This window comes from Actinomadura sp. 6N118, from assembly GCF_044326415.1.
Classification (GTDB): domain Bacteria; phylum Actinomycetota; class Actinomycetes; order Streptosporangiales; family Streptosporangiaceae; genus Spirillospora.
On sequence record NZ_JBIRAZ010000004.1, the window covers coordinates 506,897 to 527,905 of the forward strand.

The 21,009-nt window shown below is 67.5% G+C and carries 19 protein-coding genes and 3 tRNA genes; 13 read left to right on the top strand and 9 right to left on the bottom strand.

What is annotated here, in order from left to right; genetic code table 11:
- Window positions 1–173 precede the first annotated feature (173 nt).
- The 4 genes from ACH34W_RS13130 to ACH34W_RS13145 form a co-directional block, all read right to left on the bottom strand.
- Window positions 174–247: transfer RNA gene (locus ACH34W_RS13130), tRNA-Thr, on the bottom strand.
- A 4-nt stretch (window positions 248–251) separates the two neighbouring features.
- Window positions 252–323: transfer RNA gene (locus ACH34W_RS13135), tRNA-Phe, on the bottom strand.
- A gap of 4 nt (window positions 324–327) precedes the next feature.
- Window positions 328–398 (bottom strand) — tRNA-Gln (locus ACH34W_RS13140).
- A 57-nt stretch (window positions 399–455) separates the two neighbouring features.
- Window positions 456–1,505 (bottom strand): LacI family DNA-binding transcriptional regulator, encoded by a 1,050-nt coding sequence (locus ACH34W_RS13145; protein ID WP_395961083.1) that lies wholly within the window; start codon window positions 1,503–1,505, stop codon window positions 456–458.
- A 36-nt stretch (window positions 1,506–1,541) separates the two neighbouring features.
- Between ACH34W_RS13145 and ACH34W_RS13150 the strand changes: the two genes are divergently transcribed.
- Window positions 1,542–2,774 carry an MFS transporter gene (locus tag ACH34W_RS13150; protein WP_395961084.1) on the top strand — a complete coding sequence of 411 codons (1,233 nt, stop codon included), beginning with the start codon at window positions 1,542–1,544 and terminating at the stop codon, window positions 2,772–2,774.
- A gap of 178 nt (window positions 2,775–2,952) precedes the next feature.
- Here ACH34W_RS13150 and ACH34W_RS13155 read toward each other — a convergent pair whose 3' ends face one another.
- A complete protein-coding gene (locus tag ACH34W_RS13155) occupies window positions 2,953–3,636 on the bottom strand; it encodes a hypothetical protein (RefSeq protein WP_395961085.1) in 684 nt (227 codons plus the stop codon).
- Between the two features lie 238 nt (window positions 3,637–3,874).
- Here ACH34W_RS13155 and ACH34W_RS13160 point away from each other — a divergent pair, with 238 nt between their 5' ends.
- The 3 genes from ACH34W_RS13160 (at window position 3,875) to ACH34W_RS13170 (ending at window position 8,735) form a co-directional block, all read left to right on the top strand.
- Window positions 3,875–4,669: a helix-turn-helix domain-containing protein gene (locus tag ACH34W_RS13160; protein ID WP_395961086.1), complete on the top strand. Its 795-nt coding sequence runs from the start codon at window positions 3,875–3,877 to the stop codon at window positions 4,667–4,669.
- A 196-nt stretch (window positions 4,670–4,865) separates the two neighbouring features.
- Window positions 4,866–7,646 (top strand): ATP-binding protein, encoded by a 2,781-nt coding sequence (locus tag ACH34W_RS13165; protein WP_395961087.1) that lies wholly within the window; start codon window positions 4,866–4,868, stop codon window positions 7,644–7,646.
- A 165-nt stretch (window positions 7,647–7,811) separates the two neighbouring features.
- Window positions 7,812–8,735: a phosphotransferase gene (locus ACH34W_RS13170; RefSeq protein WP_395961088.1), complete on the top strand. Its 924-nt coding sequence runs from the start codon at window positions 7,812–7,814 to the stop codon at window positions 8,733–8,735.
- 13 nt (window positions 8,736–8,748) lie between these two features.
- Here the strand turns inward: ACH34W_RS13170 and ACH34W_RS13175 are convergent, their stop codons facing one another.
- On the bottom strand, window positions 8,749–9,894 hold the full coding sequence (locus ACH34W_RS13175; RefSeq protein WP_395961089.1) for a Crp/Fnr family transcriptional regulator: 1,146 nt from the start codon (window positions 9,892–9,894) through the stop codon (window positions 8,749–8,751).
- A gap of 857 nt (window positions 9,895–10,751) precedes the next feature.
- On the opposite strand from ACH34W_RS13175, the gene ACH34W_RS13180 reads away from it, so the two are divergent.
- A complete protein-coding gene (locus tag ACH34W_RS13180) occupies window positions 10,752–11,069 on the top strand; it encodes a hypothetical protein (protein WP_395961090.1) in 318 nt (105 codons plus the stop codon).
- A gap of 101 nt (window positions 11,070–11,170) precedes the next feature.
- Here the strand turns inward: ACH34W_RS13180 and ACH34W_RS13185 are convergent, their stop codons facing one another.
- Window positions 11,171–11,431, bottom strand: coding sequence for a hypothetical protein (locus ACH34W_RS13185; RefSeq protein WP_395961091.1), 261 nt, complete (start codon window positions 11,429–11,431; stop codon window positions 11,171–11,173).
- Window positions 11,432–12,041: 610 nt separating this feature from the next.
- On the opposite strand from ACH34W_RS13185, the gene pfkB reads away from it, so the two are divergent.
- The 8 genes from pfkB to ACH34W_RS13225 all read left to right on the top strand — a co-directional run bounded on the left by pfkB (window position 12,042) and on the right by ACH34W_RS13225 (window position 18,865).
- Entirely contained in the window at window positions 12,042–12,980 is a 939-nt protein-coding gene (gene pfkB, locus ACH34W_RS13190) for a 1-phosphofructokinase (RefSeq protein ID WP_395961092.1), read from the top strand.
- A 51-nt stretch (window positions 12,981–13,031) separates the two neighbouring features.
- Window positions 13,032–14,177, top strand: a complete 1,146-nt coding sequence (mtlA, locus tag ACH34W_RS13195) for a mannitol-specific PTS transporter subunit IIC (RefSeq protein WP_395961093.1) — start codon at window positions 13,032–13,034, stop codon at window positions 14,175–14,177.
- Window positions 14,178–14,208: 31 nt separating this feature from the next.
- The gene (locus ACH34W_RS13200; RefSeq protein WP_395961094.1) at window positions 14,209–14,520 is read left to right on the top strand and encodes a PTS lactose transporter subunit IIB; all 312 of its coding nucleotides are present in this window, start codon (window positions 14,209–14,211) and stop codon (window positions 14,518–14,520) included.
- Complete coding sequence (locus ACH34W_RS13205) at window positions 14,513–14,995, top strand: PTS sugar transporter subunit IIA (protein ID WP_395961095.1); 483 nt, start codon at window positions 14,513–14,515, stop codon at window positions 14,993–14,995. Before ACH34W_RS13200 ends, ACH34W_RS13205 begins: the two co-directional genes overlap by 8 nt.
- On the top strand, window positions 14,992–16,029 hold the full coding sequence (locus ACH34W_RS13210; RefSeq protein ID WP_395961096.1) for a zinc-dependent dehydrogenase: 1,038 nt from the start codon (window positions 14,992–14,994) through the stop codon (window positions 16,027–16,029). Before ACH34W_RS13205 ends, ACH34W_RS13210 begins: the two co-directional genes overlap by 4 nt.
- An 11-nt stretch (window positions 16,030–16,040) precedes the next feature.
- Window positions 16,041–16,328, top strand: a complete 288-nt coding sequence (locus ACH34W_RS13215) for an HPr family phosphocarrier protein (protein WP_395961097.1) — start codon at window positions 16,041–16,043, stop codon at window positions 16,326–16,328.
- Window positions 16,321–18,006: a phosphoenolpyruvate--protein phosphotransferase gene (gene ptsP, locus ACH34W_RS13220; protein WP_395961098.1), complete on the top strand. Its 1,686-nt coding sequence runs from the start codon at window positions 16,321–16,323 to the stop codon at window positions 18,004–18,006. The genes ACH34W_RS13215 and ptsP overlap by 8 nt, the downstream gene beginning before the upstream one ends.
- 97 nt (window positions 18,007–18,103) lie before the next feature.
- On the top strand, window positions 18,104–18,865 hold the full coding sequence (locus tag ACH34W_RS13225) for a DeoR/GlpR family DNA-binding transcription regulator (RefSeq protein WP_395961099.1): 762 nt from the start codon (window positions 18,104–18,106) through the stop codon (window positions 18,863–18,865).
- Between the two features lie 19 nt (window positions 18,866–18,884).
- On the opposite strand, the gene ACH34W_RS13230 is transcribed toward ACH34W_RS13225, so the two are convergent.
- Window positions 18,885–20,363 (bottom strand): GntP family permease, encoded by a 1,479-nt coding sequence (locus tag ACH34W_RS13230; protein ID WP_395961100.1) that lies wholly within the window; start codon window positions 20,361–20,363, stop codon window positions 18,885–18,887.
- Entirely contained in the window at window positions 20,360–20,908 is a 549-nt protein-coding gene (locus tag ACH34W_RS13235; protein ID WP_395961101.1) for a gluconokinase, read from the bottom strand. Before ACH34W_RS13235 ends, ACH34W_RS13230 begins: the two co-directional genes overlap by 4 nt.
- Window positions 20,909–21,009: the final 101 nt, after the last annotated feature.

Genomic DNA, 21,009 nt, shown 5'->3' on the forward strand with positions numbered 1-21,009 from the left:
GACAAGCCGACCATCCATGCCTTGTCAGACCGAATCGCACACCTGCCGTATGGGCCGCGGGCGTCTCGCGTCATGTCTTCGCGTGGCTTGGAATCCCGATGACATTTTGATGACAAACGATCTTTCAGGAGCTGGAATCGTCTCCTGTTAGGCCTTTCACCTGCGAAGATGTGAGCCTTCGGCCGGGGTCGAACCGGCGGCCTTCCCTTTACGAGAGGGATGCTCTGGCCAACTGAGCTACGAAGGCGGAGTGGCCCCTCGAGGAATCGAACCTCGGCCTCCTGGGCTTCAACCAAGCGCTCTGCCGCCTGAGCTAAAGGGCCATCGCTGAGGAACCAGGATTCGAACCTGAATCGCCGCGTCCAGAGCGCGGTGTGCTGCCGTTGCACCATTCCCCATCGGTGACTCCATGGAAGCTCAGTGATCCAGGTGTCGGCAAAGGGTTTTTCGAGCGGTCATGGGCGTGTGCTGCCTCTGCGAACGATGGACCACGCTGCGGTCCGGGAGTTCGGTTTCTGCCCGAGCGCAGCGTGCGCGCATGCCGCGCCCTGGTCTCGTAGGGATTGCGCCACAGTTGTCAGCCCGAGTCGTTCCGCCACTGCCGCGTCATCCCACCCGGTCACCGCCAGATCGTCAGGGATGACGCGGCCGGCGGCGCGGGCCGCGTGGATGACACCCGCCGCTTGCTGGTCACTCATGGCGGCGATCGCGTCGGGCGGCTCACCGGAAGCCAGGAGGGATGCCGCGACTCGCTCGGCCTCGGCCGCGTCATTGCGTGCGCATACCCCGATCACCACGTCGCGCCACGCGATGCCGGCGTCCTCGGCTGCTTCCCGATAGCCCTCCAGCCGCTCACGCGTCACCGGGAACAAGACGTCCGTGATGTCCGCGCCAGTGGTGATCGTGCTGATCCGGGCTCGGGAAAGCGGGAAGCTCACCACCGCTGGACGTTCGGCACCCGCGAACGCAACAGTGCCCACCGAACGTGCCGCTGCGCGGTTGTCGATGCTCACCAGTTCCATCCCGCGGACCGCCGGACCGCCATGGACCACGGCGGGACGCCTCATCGCCCGGACGGCCGCCAAGACCGGATCGTCGTCGGAGGTGGTCCAGACGACGAACCCGTCGACGGCGGCGGCCGTGATCCGCGGGACGTCGTCGGCGGCACCTGTGATCGGCAGGATGGTCATGCCATAGCCACGATCAGCGCAGACGTCGGCGATCCCGGCGAGGAAGGACACCGCCTCCGGGTCTTCGAACGCGTAACTCAGATGCTCACCCATCACGACGCCGAGCGTGCGGGTACTGCCGCGGCGCAGCGACCGGGCGCTCGGGTCAGGCCCGGCGTACCCCAGCTGGGACGCCGCGGCGAGCACTTTCGACCTGGCCTGGTCTGAGACGCGGTCCGGCTGGTTGTAGGTGTAGGAGGCGGTCATGACCGACACACCGGCCTGCTCTGCCACCTGGGCGAGAGTCACCCGCTTCGAGCCCGCGGACGCGTTCATGACGCTCAGCCTAGCGCGTTGTGTATCGTTACACAGATGACCCGGGACCGGCCGCACCAGATGATCATTTCGGCGTTCGCGGCCTTTGCCGCGTTCGGCTCGTGCTGGGGCGTGTGGGGTGGCTCGGTGCCGCGGGTCCAGCACCAGGCCGGCGTCAATGACGGCCAGCTCGGCTTGGCACTGCTGTTTGTCGGCGCAGGCGCGCTTCCCGCGATGTTGCTGGCGGGCCGGGCACTCGATCGATGGGGGCTGACGGTCGCGGCCGTGGTCATCGGTGCCCTCGGTGTCGCCGGTGCCGGTCTGGCGCTGACCGCGGTGAACCTGGCGAGCCTGTGCGTCGGGCTTGCCCTCGTCGGCGCCACCAGCGGAGCAGCCGACGTGGCCATGAACGCGGTCGCCGGACGAGCCGAGAAGGTCGCAGGCCGGCCCGTCATCACCCGAGCCCACGGTGTCTTCTCCACCCTTGTGGTCCTCGCAAGTCTTGCCACCGGATGGGCATCGGCCGAGTCGCTGCCGCTCGCCGTCCCGTTCATAGCCGTGGCCGCTCTCTCAATGGCAGCCTGCGCCTTCCTGCTCAAGACACTCCCGGCAGGCGTCACGCACGATCGCATCAGGACAGCGGATCAAGCAGCGTCCGACGGGAGGATCGCCCCCTTTGTGCTCATCGGAGTGCTGGGCGCGCTCGCGTTCGCCAGCGAGAACGCGCACCAGAGTTGGAGCGCGGTGTTCGCCCATGACGAGCTTCATTCAGGTGTGGGGCTGAGCGCCGTCGCCCCGGCTGTGTTCGCCGGCGTAGTCGCGATCACCCGGTTCTCCATCGGCGGTCTCAAACCCGTCCACGCTCGCACCGTTCTCCTCGCCGGCGCGATGACCGCTGCGGCCGGCACGGCCCTCATCGCCATCACACCCACACTGCTCGTCGCCGGCCTCGGCCTCGCCGCAGCCGCCGCCGGGACCGCAGTGCTGTTCCCAACCCTCCTCAGCGTCGTCTCGCAAAACGTCGACGAATCCCGCCGGGGCCGCGCGACGTCGGTCGTCACGACGGTGTCCTACCTCGGATTCCTCGTCGGTCCGGTCTACGTCGGAGTGTGGGCCGATGCGGTAGGACTACGCGGGGCCATGGTCGCGGTCGCGGCCCTCGCAGTAGGCCTCTTCGTCCTCACCCCAGCACTGCTACGCCTCAGTGGCTTTGGCAACCCAACCCACCACAGCAACGACCAGGCAACAAGCCGGACTCCCCTAAGTGCAGGTCAGCAGCCCAGTTGTTGACACGGCTGATTGGCGCAAGGCGACCCGCTTCAAGCGATCCATGCCTGACGTCACATGCCCCAGCCGTGGAAGGCACATCGCCAGCATCAAAAGGGGTCGCCGATCTTGAGTGAGCCGATCGGGCCGTTGGTGCTTCGCGGCCGATCGGGATCTGCATGGGAACGCGACCGCTTTATGGTCATTCGGAGCACGGTTGTGGCGTAAATTTCCCGGGTGAAAGCCACACCCGAGCCAGTGCCCGTGTTTCCTTACAGTTGATTCGCAGAGTTTGGTAAGAACCAGGGTTGACGAAGCCCCCATAATTTACTGCGTCAGTGTAGAGCCGTTCGGCAACTATGAGACCAAAATCCGCGTCGGCGTCGGCGTCGGCGATGGACTGCTTGAATTCAGCTGCTTCCAACAGTCGGAACAGATGGATGAGCGGGCGACCTGCAAACCCGTGGTCGTCGCGATAGACGTAGCCGAAGTTGACGGCCAGGCGAAGTTGGAGGCGTGCGGCCGCTGAGGCGAGTCGATTGTATCGACGTAGTACCGCAGTCAGGTGGTGTGCCAGTGGGTCGAGAAGGTACTCGGCGGGTACGTTCGATGGTGCGACGATGAGAGCGCCGTCGCCACGGTCTTCCAGGTAGCACTCCTGCCACGGGATCTGTGTGATCTCGAACGCCTCGGCCATATGCTCGTACATCTCACGACGCTGGTGCAGCTGGATATAGTCGTCGCCTTTGCCGAAGGAACAGATATCGACCGCAGCCAGGGTGGCGAGCAGCGGAGAGGGTGGCACGCGTGTTCGGAGCTCGGGCCCTGTTTCCGACTGAGGGCGTTCCTCAGTCCGGATCAGGCGCAGATTAGGGGCAGCAGACATGACGTTTTGGGTCCATCCTCTTCTAGGGGCGCGCGTCTCCTGCTGAGTCTCCAGCCGATCTCCCCCACAGACTCAAAGCGTTGACAAGGACGTATGGCTGCCTCGCAAGGACGTACGTCGACGGATCTCGGCAAACTCTTACGACAAGCCTTGACGATCGCTGACAATGACGGGCAAAGACGCTGTCGTCGCGGAGGCCCGAGTGATGCCCCAACGTCCACGCCGCTTGGACCCTGCGGTGCCCACCGAACGCTTCGCACTCGCGTTGCGCGAGCTCCACCGTGATGCCGGTAAGCCCAAACAGCAACTGCTGGCCGCTGCGATGCACTGCAGCCATGCCACCGTCTCGGCCATACTCAATGGCCGCCGGTTTCCTTCCTGGGCGCAGACAGAAGCCTTCATACGGGCCTGCAGCGGGGACATCCGAACTTGGAGGTCCAAGTGGACGGAAGTGGATAGGGAAATCAACGCCGAGCTGCCACTGCCAACGGTTCGGGAAATGTTGCCAACGCTTCCGGACTCGCCCGTCTACCACCTTACTGGTCGCGAACTCTATACTTCCTTGGTCACGCAGGTACGGCAGTCCAAAAACCGGATTCTCACAACTTACATGCGGGTGACTCCACCCCCGTACCTTGAAGGATTCACGGACCAAGAAACTGGGCGAGCAGCATCCGAGTATTTTAAGGAGGTCCTCGCCTGGGCGGCCCGGCCAGGAGCTCATTCGGCGCGTCGCGTGATCTGTCTCCCCAATGACGAAATGCTTGAATGGGCAAAAACCTTCTACACGCATACCAGGAACATATCCAGATACGAAGTGCGTGTCTTAAATTGGCAGATCACTACTGACGCCATAAACATAGCTATTTTCGATGATGTGACAACTTTTCTCACCTTCGACGCCGGGAGCTCTCTGGAAATGGGTGGATTTCGGATCGACGATCGAGATTTCGTTCGGGCTTCGATCGGATACTTCGGTCGACTCTGGTCCAGTAGCACCCGCCTGTCCGACCACCTCCAGCCGCCCGTCTAGACCCGTCTCTCCTCTCAGCGTTCAGGCAGCTGGACGATCGCTGCCTGCCGCAAAAGGCCAGTACATGTCCGGCTTGGCGACTAGCCCGTCGACGGCCGGTGGCTCGGGACGCCAGCCAAGTGTGTCGCGCTACACGGTTCCAGTGACGGGAGCGCGGTAGGTTCTCGGCAAACCAACGGGCAGGCGAGGGTCTCAGGTGGCGGCCTATCCGGGCAAAGCCAGGTTTGCGGGCGATTCGGTCGCCCGCGACAAGATCATCCACGTTGGCGGTTTGGCGTGCGGACCTTCGCAGCCGCCCCCACGGCAACTCCCGCTCGACATCCACGGGTTCTCGGGGCGAGCCGAGGTCCTCGCCAAACTGAACGCCCTGATCGAGATGCAACAGCACTCGCTCTCGCCGCTCATCATCGCCATCACCGGGATGCCAGGTGTCGGAAAGACGACGCTGGCCGTGCACTGGGCCCATCTCATGGCCGACCGCTTCCCGGACGGGAACATCTTCATCAACTTGCGGGGCTACTCGGATCGGGCCTCGCTCTCCTCACGCGAGGCACTCGGGCAGGTGCTCCGTGCGCTGAACGTCCCTGCCAGCAGGATTCCCGTTGACGAAGACGAACTCACGGCTCTCTACCGGTCACAGCTTGCGAAGAAGGACTTGCTCATCGTCTTGGACGACGCGGCGGGTTCCCAGCAGGTGTACCCGCTGCTTCCCGGCAGTTCATCGTGCGTCGTCGTCGTGACCGCGCGCGACGACCTCGCCGGTCTCGTCGCACGTGGGCATGCCCGGATGATTCCGCTGGATCTGATGCCCCCGAGCGAGGCGGTCGAACTCGTTCGCACGGTCGCCGGGCACGAGCGGATGGACGCCGAACCCGAGGCGACCACCGAACTGGTCCGGATCTGCGCCCGGCTGCCCTTGGCACTGAGCGTGGCCGCGGCAAATCTCGCGACGAGGCCGCAGCAGTCGGTGGCCGACACCGTGGTGGCGCTGACGAAGGGAGACCGGCTCTCCAACCTCACCCTGGGCCAGGACCTGGACGACGCCGTCGGAGCCGCTTTCGACCTGTCGTATCGCGGGCTCAAACCAGACCTCGTCGCGACGTTCAGGCTGCTGGGCCTGATCGAGGGCCCGACCTTTACTCCTGAGGCGATCGGGGCTCTGTGTGCGGTCACCCCGGACGCCGCCCTCCACATGCTCAACGGCTTGGAGGCCTCGAACCTCGTCCAGGCCATTTCCTCAGGCCGCTACCAGCTCCACGAGCTGCTCCGGGAATACGCGCGGGGACGCGCAGAGGCGGAGGACGATCGTCTGATCCGTGAGGCAGCCCTCCAGCGCCTGGCCACGTGGTACCTGACCCGGGCCCAGCAGGCGGGTCGCTTCCTGGACCGGTACAGGCGAACCATCGGCCAGGAACTGACTGCACCGCCGGTGGACGCCGCCCCGGCCGAACGCACCCGCCAACTGGAGTGGTTCAATGCCGAGTACCGCAATCTCGTCGAGATCGTCCGCCAGACCTCGCAGCTGCGGTGGGACGAGCTCACGATCGGGCTGGCCGACGCTGTCTACGACTACTTCGAGCTGCGCAGATACGGTCACGAGAACATCGAGGTGCATCGCCTTGGGCTCGAGGGGGCCGAACGGCGCGGACACGTTCCGTCCCAGTTCTTCATGCATCATCACCTCGCAGTGGCCTACCGCGAGATGGGCCAGGTGCGGGCGGCGTTCGCTGAGGCGGATGTGGCATGTCGGCTCAGCCGCCAGGTCCGCGACCGCTACGGCGAGGGCGTCGCCCTTGACAACATCGCACGCATCCACCTGCACCTCAGTGAATACCGCGAGGCTCTCGCCGTTACGCGGGTCGCGCTGGCGATCCGCCAGAAGATCGAAGACCGGCATGGCGAGGCCACGACCCTCGACACCATGGCGCGCGGTTACCAGGGGTTGAGCGAATACGAAGAGGCCTACCTCAAGGCCAAGTCCGCGCTGAAGATCAGACGCAGGATCGGAGATGTACGCGGCGAGGCCGAAACTCTCGACAACATCGCCCACATCTACCACGCCTGGGGTCGCGCCTCACCGGCTCTCGACTACGCTCAGCAGGCTTTGAGACTCCGCCATGAGATCGGTGATCGTCATGGCGAAGGGGAGACCCTCGCCTTCATCGGCCACCTCCACATGTGGCTGGGAAAACACGAGCAGGCGCGCGACTTCGTCGAGAGCGCCCTGCAAATTCGCCGGTCAATTGCCGATCGCCATGGGGAGGGGCAGGCCCTCGTCTACCTGTCGACCATCCTGCGCAGGATCGGCCACGAGGGTGAGGCGGTTTGGGCCGGTTTGGAAGCCCTCGACATCCTCCAAGAGCTGGGCGACCGTCACGGCGAGGCAGAGGCGCTCACGAGCCTGAGCCGCAGTTACCGTCGGTTGCAGACGTACGACCCAGCCGGTGAGGACGCGGTACGAGCCCTAAAGATCAGCCGCTCGATCGGCGACCGTTTCGGTGAAGCCGCAGCACTCAGAGCTCTCGCCCTCGTCGAACGCGATCTCGGCGATCTGAACGCGGCGAGGAAGGGCGCGACACGCTCCATGCGCCTCTGCCGGCAAATCGGGGACAGGCGCGGTGAAGCCGATTCTCTCGACGTTCTCTGCAAGCTCTTCCACCGTCTCGGACTGCTGGAGAAGGCCCATCGGACCGCAGTCCGATCTTGCGCCATTGCCGCAGAGGTCAACGACGGCCACGGCAGAATGGCGACGATGGTGGCATTGGCCCAGATCCTCCGCGACATGGGAAACCTGAAGGACGCCGCATCTCACATAGACGAGGTCCTACGGCTCGGTGAGGAACTCGGCCAGCAGCGCCGCCGGCACGAGGCGTGGAGGCTCTGTGGCGAGATCCGCGCCCAGCAGGGAGACAAAGAGGCCGCCGAGAAGGCATTCGCCAAGGCCGTCCTTCTTGAGGAGGGCCATGGCGGCGATTGATCGCGGACGCCTTACGCCGGCTTGACCGAAACCTGCCGCAGGCCCAGTAGACACTGTGTTCTCATAGACCCCACTCATGGGCGGCCAACGCCCAAGGTCCAACTGCCTTGCGCCTCGACAGACGACTGACGACCGGTGGCAGGCACCTGCCGCCGGAGATGCAGCTTGGTCGAACGATCGTGGCTAGAGGTTCTGGCGTCTCACTACGACCACCATCCCGCCCCCGCCTCCACTGACCGGCTGAGATGCCACAGCCTCCACTTCATTTATCGTTGGCTGGGTCGCAAATACGTACTCTCGAAGGTCCAGAAGGACGACCGGAGAGTTCCATTCCACTATCAGTTCGCGCTCATTGCGTTCCTGAGCGAGCAGACCCGTACGGTCAAACCCGCGCATGCTCCGGTCGGCCGCGATAAGACTCCTTGGATCGAGCATCGCTCGCACTACTGGTTCGTAAGGCCGTTTGCCGACCATGCCCCTTCACCTGACTGGCGTGACCCGCAGCTCATCGAGGACTGGGCCACGAAGCTGGCCGAAATCCATACGATCGCGCAAGGCCACCGTCACCCGACCCAAGTGTCACCCGAAAGCCTCGCGCCCTACCATTGGCCACTCCTGGCGGTCCTGACCAGGCGCGACGAGTTCGTGGCCGACATGACGGCCCGGCTGCGGGTGGAGCAGGACGCGGCGGTCGTGCGGGTGGGGCTCGAACAGCTGGCCAAGGAGGCGAGCCATCTTGACCTCGGCCCGGTCGGGATCACACACCAAGACCTGAGCCCTGGAAACATCCTGGTCAAGGACCGTGAGGTGGTCGCGGTCATCGACTGGGACCGGGCACAAGAAGACCGCCTGCTCTACGACGCCGTTCTCGCGGCGCTGCACTTGGCCAGGCACCAGCCCGCCAACGACCGCTTCGGCGCCGCGGATCGGTTCATCAAGACCTACCAGCGCACGTGGGACGTGGATGACCAGGCAGTCGGATGGATGTTCCGCTATGCAGTGCTGCGAAATCTTGCGGTGAGCCGTTCCCCAGAGAAATGGCGGGCGATCCAGTCAGAGGTGGAACGTCACTGGGGCGCCGAATACTGAGCGGCACTGGCGCTCAATCGCGGATAATGATCTTGTTCCCCATGACCAGGTCACCCTCGACCCTCAGATCGCCCTCGAAGAACGGGCCATTGGAAGTCGGAGGCTTCGCGGAGGGTCGTGCGCGCAGGTCGGGTGTGCGCTTTCCCATTTCGGCGCTGAGGTAGATCCACGCTCTGGTCTTGGTCTCCTTCACACGGACCTTGACGCGGCGGTAGGCGAGCGGATCCACCGGACCAGGGGCATGCTTGACCACCGAGTCATAGACGAAGTCCGAGACGACGAACCCGAGATCAGCTCCAGTTCGGGCCATCTCGGACTTGAGGATGGGCGCGTCGAGCAGCCGCGCGGCCTGGCTGACGGCCTCACCTGAGACCCCCTCCCCGTCGCTCGTCACCGGGCCGACGTGGAGGGCGGCTCGCAGTTGGAGCCGGACGACGTCGCCAGCCCGGCGGTTGTGCGACCTCAGCCGTACAGCCAACTTTGAAACGAGCGGATCGACCAGCCGGGTGGTCGGGACGGTCGGCGGGACGACCAGCAGCGCTCCGTCGCCGCGGTCCTCGCGGTGGCAGCCAGACCAGTGCACTTCCGACTCCGCAAACGCATCCCTGAGCACTTCGTACATCACTCGCTTCACGATCCGCCTGTCCTCGTCAGTGCGGCCTGGATCGTTGAACGAGGCGATGTCGGTGTAGAAGATCGAGCAATTCTGTCCCGCCCATTCGGCGTCTTGGGGACCGATTCGTTCGAGCGGGCCGGAGACGCGGTTCTCGTTAAGCCGACCGTAGAGTTGCTGCTCGAGCAGGGCGGCAGCCCTCGGGCGTTCCTCAAGGAACGCGGCGAACCCTTCGGCCGGCACAACCAGGGTCTCCACCGTGTCGTGCGTGACGACCGTGGCCGAGCGGGAACGAACCATCAAGGCGGCGCGCTCCCCGATGAGGTCCCCCGGGCCGCGCAGGGCGACGATCCGTTCCTCAGAGCCTGTGCCGCTGCACACCTGCGCCCAGCCGGACAGGATCACTATGACATCGGTCGCGGACGCGTCCTCACGGCACAGGACCGTTCCCGGTGGATGGCTTGCCCGTTGGCCCAGCTCCAGAAGTTCTTGCTGCTCGACCTCGCTCAGCGAATGCCAGAACCTCCCATCCGCGGTTCGCTTCACCGGATCCCCCTAACAGGGTCGTCCGTCATCGCCCGGTTCATGACTACCAGTCGCGCGATGCCGGAACCGCGGCGCACGACACATGATTGGTTCGCGACGAGGCGTGGACGGGATCCGCGCGGGCCAGGGAAGGTGTTCGGTCGGTGCGTTGGCTGATCCGATACAGCGGGGCCGGGTGCTGGTCTACCACTTCTTCGGAACGCAGGTTCGTTGGGGACGCTGCGCCGACCGAGGGAATCTGTGCTCTGACCAGGGCGATTGCCACGTTGTGCTGGCGTCGGCGGGTGCCTCTGCCGTCGCTGGTAGGGGATTTGCACTGCGGAAGCGTTCGAACGGTGAGCCTTTGGACCGGTCGGAGCCGTTCTATCTAAAGGAGGTGAATCAGGTGGCTTCGGCGGCCTGATGAGGCAGAAGGGGCGATCGGCACCGTGAGAGGTCGGCATCAGGGCAAGGGACCGTTCCAGCGCACTCTCGATCGTTCCGGCAGGTTCCTCGGAGCCGCCGCTCGGCAACCACCGGGGCGGCAAGTGCTCGCAGTGGGGGTCGCCATCGCTGTGGTGCTGGCTGCGGCGACCATGGCGCAGGCCCGTTTTCGCGCTGATGGACGACCGTCCGCTGCGCCTGTTTCGCCAAAGGCGAGGGAGAGCGGTTACCGCTCTCCCACTCCGATGGGGTCGATGTCCTCGCCCGCACGGCCGACACCCACTCGGTCCAGTCCTCCTGCGCGTTCCAGTCCGTCCACGCGCGCCCGGCCAAAAACCACTGCGCTTTATGAGGTCGTCGGCAGGGTTGACGCAGCCGGCCCCTCGGGCGTGCGGCGGACAGCGACTCTTGCGGGACGCAGGTCTACGAGCAGCATGAGCTTCTGGGTGGGCTGCCAGAAGGCGCCTGCCGTCACCACGTTCAGGCTGGGACGGGCCTTTACGCGCCTATCCACGGCGCTGATGCTCGACTCGGCAACCCCGGCTGCACTGAAGGTTCGTGTCGTTCTGCGAGGGGACGGGGTGGTGCTCGAACGGCGGGTGGTGACATCGCGGACGGCGACCGCGATGCTGGTCCGGGTCACCGGGGTGCGGACTCTTGCACTGGAGGCGACCGCGATCGCGGGCAGGTGCGGGACGGCCCCGGTGGGATACGGCATCGCGTACGAACCCACCCTCCAGTCAGGCGCATGAGCCTGAGGCCGGGCGCCATCGAGTCGGAGGGCAAGGCTGCTCGCCATGGCGGCCACTCACCCGCTACTCCATCTCGGCTGAACTGAATCCCGTGCCCTGGGTCAGCGGCACTCGTACTTGTTGACGGCGTCGAAAGCGGCTCGGTTCCGGTCTCCGTACAAGGGGTCGACCACCTTTCGCGTGCTGCCGCCCTGCTTGAGCCCGCGCGCTGAGGTGGCGATCGCATCCAGGACGGTCTTGAAGTGCTCGGCGATGTCCGGCGGTGCGCTGGCCTGCATCCGCTTGCCGGTGAGAGCGATGAGAGCCGCCCTCTTGCGCAGGTCGGAGAAGTCCAATGGCTGGCCTCTGATCGCCTTGCCCACATCGGCACGGAAGACAGTGACCCCAACCTGGAAGGTCGAAAGGTCCAGGCAGAACGCCGAAGTGTTCTGGGGGGACGGCGTGGATGGAGTGGTGGAGTGCGCCGAAGAGGGCGAAGCCGAAGCGGATGTGGAGCCCGACTCTGAACAGCCGGTTGCGGCAAGTGAGGCAGTGAGGGCGCTCGCAACCACGAGCGTGTGCCTGAAGGGAGCGGTCACAGGGGGACTGTACGTACCTACTGTACGTATTTCCATGATTTTTTACCGCTGAATCCGGGCGAGTTCGAGACAGGTACGGCGCTGGCTGCCGGCTTGGCGGCCCCGTTGCCCTGTGGTTCGGCGTGGACGTCCACAGGTCAGCGCACGGCCTGATCGTGACAGGTTTCGGCGGTGCATACACCCAGGTCCGCGTTCTGTGGCGCTTCCGGTCCTCGCGCCCTCCCTGGTCGATGACCTGCGTCGAACTATGTTTTGGTCCCGGGAGAACCGTTGACAATCCAACCAAACGGGCGTAAACAAATGTAAAACAACATGAAGCGGAGGGAATCAACATGAACGTGCGGGATCGGCGAGGCGAGGTCCTCCTTACGGGCCAGGCCCGGACGGGCCCGGCATGATCGTGACCCTGACGCTGAATCCCAGCCTGGACCGGACCGTCGAGGTGGACGCGCTGACCCGCGGCGCCGTCATCCGCACCCGGTCGGCACGCCTCGATCCGGGTGGCAAGGGCGTGAACGTCTCGCGCGCCTTGCTGGCCAACGGGGTGGCCTCCACGGCGGTGATCCCGGTCGGCGGTCCGGACGGCGACCAGCTGCACCGGATGTTGCTGGCCGAGGGCCTGACCGCGCACGCGGTACCGGTGGCCGGGCGCACCCGTTCCAACGTGACCATCGCCGAGCCCGGCGGCGTGGTCACCAAGCTGAACGAGCCCGGCGGGCCGCTGTCACGCGCCGAGCTGGACGCCGTCGCCGAGGTCGTGGTGACCGAGGCCGAACGGGCCAGCTGGGTGGTCGCCTGCGGCAGCCTTCCGCCCGGCGTCCCGGACGGCCTGTACGCCAAGCTGTGCAGGGCCTTCTCTCCGGACGGGATCCGGGTGGCCGTCGACACCAGCGGCCCCGCGCTCATGGCGGCCGTCGCCGCGGGACCCGACCTGATCAAACCGAACCGGGAGGAGCTGACCGAGGCGGTCGGCCGGCCGCTCGACCGGCTGTCCGACGTGGTCGAGGCCGCGGAGAAACTGCGTGCGCTCGGCGCCAAGGCCGTCCTGGTCAGCCTGGGTGCCGACGGGGCGTTGCTCGTCGACGACGACGGGGTCATCGCGGGCACGGCCCCGGTGCACAGGCCGAGGGGCTCGGTGGGCGCGGGCGATGCCCTGCTCGCGGGTTTCCTCTCCGCGGGTGCCCGTGGACCGGACGCGCTGGCCGAGGGCCTGGCATGGGGCGCCGCCGCCGTCCGGCTGCCCGCCAGCCGCATGCCGGGCCCTTCCGACATCAAACGCGACGACGTACGACTCCACCCGACACCGGACCTGGACCGTCCCCTGCTCACCTAGGCCATTCCTATCCCAGGCTCCCGACCACACCCCGATCGACAGGAGGCCACGATGGCCACTGCGTACACCCCCAAAGTCACCGGTGACGGCCTACGGGCGCGCATCCAGCGCATGGGCGGCTACCTGGCAGGCATGGTGATGCCCAACATCGGCGCGTTCATCGCCTGGGGCCTGATCACCGCGCTGTTCATCCCGTCCGGCTGGCTGCCGAACAAGGAGCTCGCCGAGCTCGTCGAACCGATGATCAAGTACCTGCTGCCGCTGCTGATCGGCTACACCGGCGGCCGGATGGTGCACGGCCAGCGCGGCGCGGTCGTCGGCGCGGTCGCCACGGTCGGCGTCGTGGTCGGTGCCGACGCGCCGATGTTCCTGGGCGCGATGATCATCGGCCCGCTGACCGCGTACCTGCTCAAGTTGTTCGACGGGCTCCTGGAGGACCGGGTGCGGCCCGGCTTCGAGATGCTGGTCGACAACTTCTCCGCAGGCATCCTCGCCGGCGCGATGGCGGTGGTGGGCCGGCTCGGGATCGGCCCGGTCATGCGGACCGTCACCGACTGGGCGGGCGAAGCGGTGGGCTGGCTGATCGACCACGACGTGCTCCCGGCGGCCTCGCTCCTGATCGAGCCGGCCAAGGTGTTGTTCCTCAACAACGCCATCAACCACGGCGTCCTCGGGCCGCTGGGCGTCCAGCAGGCCGCCGAGCACGGCAAGTCCATCCTGTTCACCCTGGAGTCGAACCCCGGCCCCGGCCTCGGTGTGCTGCTGGCCTACCTGTTCTTCGGCCCGCGCCGGCTGCGTCCCACGACGCCGGCCGCAATGATCATTCACTTCTTCGGCGGCATCCACGAGATCTACTTCCCGTACATCCTGATGAAGCCCCGGATGATCCTGGCCGCGATCGCCGGCGGCGCCACCGGAGTGGCGATCTTCCTGGCGTTCGACACCGGCCTGGTCGCCACGCCCTCGCCCGGCAGCATCTTCGCCTACCTCGCGCAGACCCCCAAGGGCGTGTCCAACTGGATCGGCATCTACACCGGCGTGATCGCCTCGACCGCCGTCTCGTTCGGCGTCGGCGCCGCACTGCTCGGCTTCGGCAAGCTCGCCGAGCCGAGCGAGGACGGCGACGCACCCACCAGCGAAGGGAAGGACACCGGCGAAGGCAAGAGCGAGCCGGCGTCGCAGCCGACCGCGTCCTAGACACCTCCTCCCCCACCTTGGAGATCCGATCATGGTGACCAGCATCAACGGCAAGGACATCCACAAGCTCGTCATCGCCTGCGACGCCGGCATGGGCAGCAGCGTCATGCTCGCCGGCCAGCTGCGCAGGGCACTGAAGAAGCAGCCGGTCACGGTGGAGCACACCCCCGTCGACTCCATCCCCGCCGACGCCGACGTGGTGGTCTGCCACACCGGACTGGCCGACCGCGCCCGCCATGGCGCACCGGACACCCTCATCGTCCCGTTCGAGGTCTACATCGGCGACCCCGCGGTCAACAACGTGATCACCGCGATCAAGGACGGCGGCGATCTGAGTGTCTGAGCCCGCAGCCGTGCTGCTCCACCCGCGCGCCGTCTGGCTCGACGCCGTGGCCACGGACCGCGACGACGCCGTCCGCCAGTGCGGCCGGCTCCTCGCCGAGGTCGGCGCCGTGACCAGCGCGTACACCGACAGCATGCTGGAACGGGAACGGTCGATCTCCACCCACCTCGGCGAGGGTGTGGCGATCCCGCACGGCACGGCATCCGGCAAGGACGCGGTACGCCGGGACGCGCTCGCCGTCCTGCGGTTCCCGAACGAGGTCGACTGGGACGGCCACCCCGTCACGCTCGCGATCGCCATCGCCGCCCGGGGCGACGGGCACATGGCGATCCTCGCCGAGCTCGCGCAGATCCTGCTCGACCCCGACCGGGCCCGGGGCCTGCGCGAGGCCACCACCGCCGACCAGATCATCCGGCTCCTCCAGCCCGCCGAAGAACTGGACAAAGAACCCGAGGAAGAAGGTTCCGCACTGTGAAGGTCGCTCGTTTCTACGCCCCCGGCGACATCCGCCTGGAGGACTCCGCCGAGCCGGAGCCCGGCCCCGGCGAGCTCAAGCTCCGCATCCGCAACTGCTCGACCTGTGGCACGGACGTCAAGATCTCCCGGTTCGGGCATCACCACATCGCGCCGCCGCGCGTGATGGGCCACGAGATCGCCGGCGAGATCGTCGCCGGGGACGCGCCGGGCTGGGAACCCGGCGACCGCGTCCAGGTCATCGCGGCCGTTCCCTGCGGGGAGTGCTCCGAATGCCGGCGCGGCCGGATGACCGTGTGCGCGCGGCAGGAGTCGATGGGCTACCACTACGACGGCGCGTTCGCCGAGTACATGATCGTGCCCGCCAAGGTCCTGGCCGTCGACGGGGTGAACCGCGTTCCCGACAACGTCTCGTTCGCCGAGGCGTCCGTGGCCGAGCCACTGGCCTGCGTGCTGAACGGGCAGGAGCTCGCGAACGTCCGCGACGGCGATGACGTCGTCGTCTTCGGCTCCGGCCCGGTCGGCTGCCTGCACGTGCGGGTGGCTCGCGCCCGCGGCGCCGCCCGGGTGTTCCTGATCGACGTCAACCGGGACCGGCTCGACCAGGCCGCCGCCATCGTCAAGCCCGACGCCGCGATCTGGGCCACCGAGGACACCGACGTGGTCGAGGCCGTCCGCGACCTCACCGAGGGCCGCGGCAGCGACGTGGCCATCACCGCAGCCGCCTCCGGCGCCGCCCAGCTCACGGCGATCGAGATGTCCGCGCCGGGGGGCCGGATCAGTTTCTTCGGCGGCCTGCCCAAGGACGACCCGATCATCGCGTGCGACTCCAACCGGGTGCACTACCGCGAGCTGACCCTCGTCGGCGCCAACGGCTCCAGCCCGTCCCACAACGCCCGTGCCCTGGAGATGATCGGGTCCGGCCGTGTCCCGGTGGAGGACCTCATCACCCACCGTCTTCCGCTGACCGCCGTACACGACGCGCTGGAGCTCGTCGCCCGCGGTGAAGCGATCAAAGTGACCATCGAGCCCTGACGGAGGTCCTCGTGCCCGAACGGACCGTCACCATCGCCTCGGCCCAGGGCCTGCACGCCCGGCCGGCCAAGATCTTCGTCGAGGCAGCCGCGCGGCAGCCCGTCGCCGTGTCCATCGGCGTCGGCGACCGCGCGCCCGTCCCCGCCGCCAGCATGCTGAGCGTGCTGACTCTCGGAGCCACCCAGGGCACGCAGGTCACCCTGCGGGCCGAGGGCGACCAGGCCGACGCCGCCCTGGACGAGCTCGCCGACCTCCTCTCCCGCGATCTGGATGCGGAAGAGGAACCCGACCATGCCTGAATCCCTCCGGGGCCTCGGCGTCAGCCCCGGCCTCGCGGCCGGTCCCGTCCTGCCGATGGGCCGCCCGCCCGACCTCCCGTCCCCACGCCCGGTCACCGATCCCGACCGCGAGGTGTCGGCAGCCGTACGCGCCCTTGATGAGGTGCGCGCCGACCTCGAGCAACGTGCCGCCGCCGCATCCGGCACCGCCCGCGACATCCTCGACGCACTGGCGATGATCGTGGCTGATCCCACGCTCCCGTCCGATGTCGGCGCCCGCGTCAAGGACGGCGCGGACGCCGTCCACGCGCTGCGCGGCGCCTTCGACGCGCATCGGGAGCTGCTGCTGGCCGCCGGACCTCGCTTGGCCGAGCGCGCCGCCGACCTCGCCGACCTCGCCGACCGGGCGGTCGCCGCCGCGCTGGGCGAGCCGATGCCGGGCGTGCCCGCGCCCGGCCACCCGTTCATCCTGATCGCCGAGGACCTCTCCCCCGCCGACACCGCCGACCTCGACCCCGCGATGGTGCTGGCCCTGGTCACCGAGAGAGGCGGCCCGACCAGCCACACCGCGATCCTGGCCCGCGCGCTCGGACTCCCCGCGATCGTGGGCTGCGCCGGGCTCCTCCGGGCCGCCGAACCCGGACACCTCGCCACGGTCGACGGCACCACTGGCGAGGTCCGGATGGGAGTCGGGGAGGCCGAAGCCGCCGGGCACCGAGCCATTGCCGGATACCAGGCCGCGGCCGGGCACCGAGGTGCCGAACGGCACGCGCCGGACGATCCGGGCGGCCCCGGACGCACAGCGGACGGGCATCCGGTCGAGCTGATGGTCAACATAGGTTCCGCCGCCGACCTGGCCGGGCTCGACCTGACCGGCATCGCCGGGGTCGGGCTGTTCCGCACCGAGTTCCTCTTCCTCGGCCGTCACGAGGAGCCCGGCCTGGACGAGCAGGTCAGCGCCTACACCAAGGTGTTCCAGGCCTTCGAGAACGGAACCGTCGTCGTACGAACGCTCGACGCCGGAGCCGACAAGCCGCTGCCGTTCCTCGGACTGCCCGGCGAGCCCAACCCTGCGCTCGGCGTGCGCGGATACCGCACCGCCCGGGTACGGCCGGAGGTTCTCGACACCCAGCTGGAGAGCATCGCGCTCGCGGCGGCGTCAACCAGGGCGGACATCGCGGTGATGGCACCCATGGTCTCCACACCGGACGAGGCCGCCGAGTTCGCCGAGCGCGCGCAGGCATATGGCTTGCCCAACGCCGGGGTGATGGTCGAGGTGCCCGCCGCGGCCCTGAGCGCCAGGGCGATCCTGCGGCACGCCCGTTTCCTCAGCATCGGCACCAACGACCTCAGCCAGTACACGCTGGCCATCGACCGCCAGAGCGGCGACCTTCCCGAGTTGCTCGACCCCTGGCAACCGGCCGTACTCCGGCTGATCTCCCTCTGTGCCCAGGCCGGCCGCGAGGACGGCAGGTCGGTCAGCGTCTGCGGAGAAGCCGCCGCCGATCCGCTGCTGGCCCCGGTTCTGGCTGGTCTCGGTGTCACCCGCCTGTCGATGTCCGCGCGCGTCCTGCCCGCCGTTCGCGCGGCCCTCACTCAGCACACCCTGGCCGAATGCGAGCGCCTGGCCGAGGCGGCGCTGGCCCGCTACCTACGCCCGGTCGAACGCGCGCAGGCGATCGACGCGCTGGGCGGATGAGCAGCGAGCGCTACGGCGGTGGCGTCCTGCAGACGGACCGACATGAATGAGAATGGGGCCCACATGAACGAAGCCTCGAAAAGGACGGACCAACACGATGTACGCCGAAGAACGGCAGCAGGCGATACTCGGACAGGCCCGCGCTAACGGGCGCGTCGACGTGGTCGCCCTCGCCGAGGAGTTCGGCGTGACGACCGAGACGATCCGGCGTGACCTGACCGTGCTCGAGCGCGCCGGGACGGTCCGGCGAGTCCACGGCGGCGCCATCCCGGTGGAACGGCTCGGCTTCGAGCCGGAACTCGCCGCCCGCGACGCCGTCCTCACCGAGGAGAAGGAACGGATCGCCAAGGCCGCGCTGAACGAGCTGCCCGCCGACGGCTCGGTCATCATCGACGCCGGGACGACGACCGCCCGCCTGGTCCAGCTGATGCCCGCCGACCGCGAGCTCACCGTCATCGTCAACTCGCCCCCGCACGCCACCACGCTGGCCACCCGCCCCAATCTGAACGTCATCATGCTGGGCGGCCGGGTCCGCGGCCGCACCCTGGCCACCGTCGACGACTGGGTCCTGCGGCCACTCGCCGACCTGTGGGTGGACGTCGCGTTCATCGCCACCAACGGCTGCTCGGCCGCGCACGGCCTGACCACGTCCGACCAGGCCGAGGCCGCCGTCAAGCGCGCCATGATCACCTCGTCCCGGCGCCGGATCCTGCTCGCCGACCACACCAAGATGGGCAACGACTATCTGGTGCGCTTCGGGACGCTGGACGAGATCGACGTCGTCATCACCGACACCAGGCTGGACACCGAACTCGCGGCCGGGATCGCCGCTGCCGGCCCAGAGGTCGTCCGCGTCTGAGCAGCTGATCGCCGCCCGTCTAAATGATCAGGCCTAGTGCGAGGACGAAGACCAGCCCGCTCACCGAGATGACCGTCTCCATGATCGACCAGGTCTTGATGTTCTGCCCGACGCTCAGCCCGAAGTATTCCTTGACCAGCCAGAACCCTGCGTCGTTGACGTGGGAGAAGAACAGCGAGCCGGCGCCGATGGCCAGCACCAGCAGCGAGGTCTCGCCGTCGTTGAGCGTGGTGACCAGCGGGGCCATGATGCCCGACGCGGTCACGGTCGCGACGGTCGCCGAGCCGGTGGCGAGGCGGATCAGCACCGCGACCACCCAGGCCAGCAGCAACACCGACATGCCGCTGCCGTCCACCCAGTCGGCGACGAGCTTGCCGATCCCGGTGTCGACCAGCGTCTGCTTGAAGCCGCCGCCCGCGGCCACGATGAGCAGGATGCCGGCGATGGGCGGCAGGGATCGCTCCAATGACGTCGAGATCTGCCCACGGTCCATGCCGGAGCCGAGGCCGAGGGTGAACGTCGCCACGATGACGGCGATGAGCAGAGCCACCAGCGGAGTGCCCAGGTTGTCGAGCACAGTGCGGACCCTGGTGCCCTCGTCGGCGAAGATGTCGGCCAGCGCCTTGCCCATCATGAGCACGACCGGCAGCAGCACCGTCAGGAGGGTGAGGCGGAACGAAGGCCGTGAACGCTCAGGTGCGTCTGCCGTTGCCGCGTCCCCCGTGGTCACGTCCGCCGTGGGCGAATCCCCGCCCGTCGCCGGCGAGTCGGTCTCTCCGGCCTTCGCGCGTACTTTCTCCCTGGTCGTGGCCGGGGTCTCGTACAGCTCCGGCGCCGGCACGTTCACCCAGCGGGCGGCATAACGCGCGAACAGCGGCCCCGACAACGCGATGGTGGGCAGCGCGACCAGCACGCCCAGGCCCAGAGTGACGCCGAGGTCGGCCTTGAGCGCGTCGATGGCCACCAGCGGGCCGGGGTGCGGGGGCACCAGGCCGTGCATGGCCGACAGCCCCGCCAGCGCGGGTATCCCGACCTGGATCAGCGACAGCCCGGAGCGGCGGGCGACCAGGAAGATCACCGGCATCAGCAGCACCAGGCCGATCTCGAAGAACATCGGCAGGCCGATCAGCGCGCCGACCAGGGCCATCGCCCAGGGAAGCGCGCGCCGGCCGGCGCGGCCCACGATGGTGTCGACGATCTGGTCGGCCCCGCCGCTGTCGGCCAGCAGCTTGCCGAACATCGCGCCGAGCGCGATGAGCGCCCCGACGCTGGCCGCGGTGCTGCCGAACCCCTCGCCGAACGCGCTGACGGTGTCGGCCATCGGCAGCCCCGCGACGAGACCGACGGTCAGCGAGCCGAGGGTCAGGCTCAGGAACGGGTGCACCTTGAGCCAGGTGATGAGCACGACGATCAATCCGATGCCGAGGAGCGCGGCCGCCACCAGCTGGCCGCCGCCGGCGATGGGTTGTTCGGGTGGTGCGAGGGCGAGGAGATTCATTGGCCGGCCTCCGGGATGCCGATGGTGGGGTGCGTCATGGCGAGGTAGGTGTTCGCGAGGTCGTCGAGGGATGCGTCGAAGTCGAGCACGACCCCGCGCTCGTCGGGTTCGAGGGGTTCGAGGGTCCGGTACTGCGAATCCACCAGTGAGGCGGGCATGAAGTGACCTGGGCGGCTCGCGACACGCCGCCGTACGACCTCACGTTCGCCATGCAGGTGTACGAAGCCGACACCGGGCGCACATTCCCGCAACAGGTCGCGGTATGCGCGCTTGAGCGCTGAGCAGCCGACCACTCCGCCGCTCTCCGTATGCCCGGCGAGCCAGGTGCCGATGGCCCGCAGCCATGGCAGCCGGTCCGTGTCGTCGAGGGGGATGCCTGCCGACATCTTGGCGATATTGGCAGGGCCGTGGAAGTCGTCGGCGTCGGCGAACGGCACGCGCAGCCGCTGCCCGAGCGTGACGCCGAAGGTCGTCTTGCCGGATCCCGAGACGCCCATGACGACGAGGAGCGGAGCAGCCAGCGTGGGATCGGGGGTGGGAGACATCACTGAGATCCCTTCAGATGACGTTTGGCCGAGTGTGACATGAATCATCATCTCTAAACAAGCTTGTCAGCCTATTAATCAGATCTTTAGCTCGCCATCGC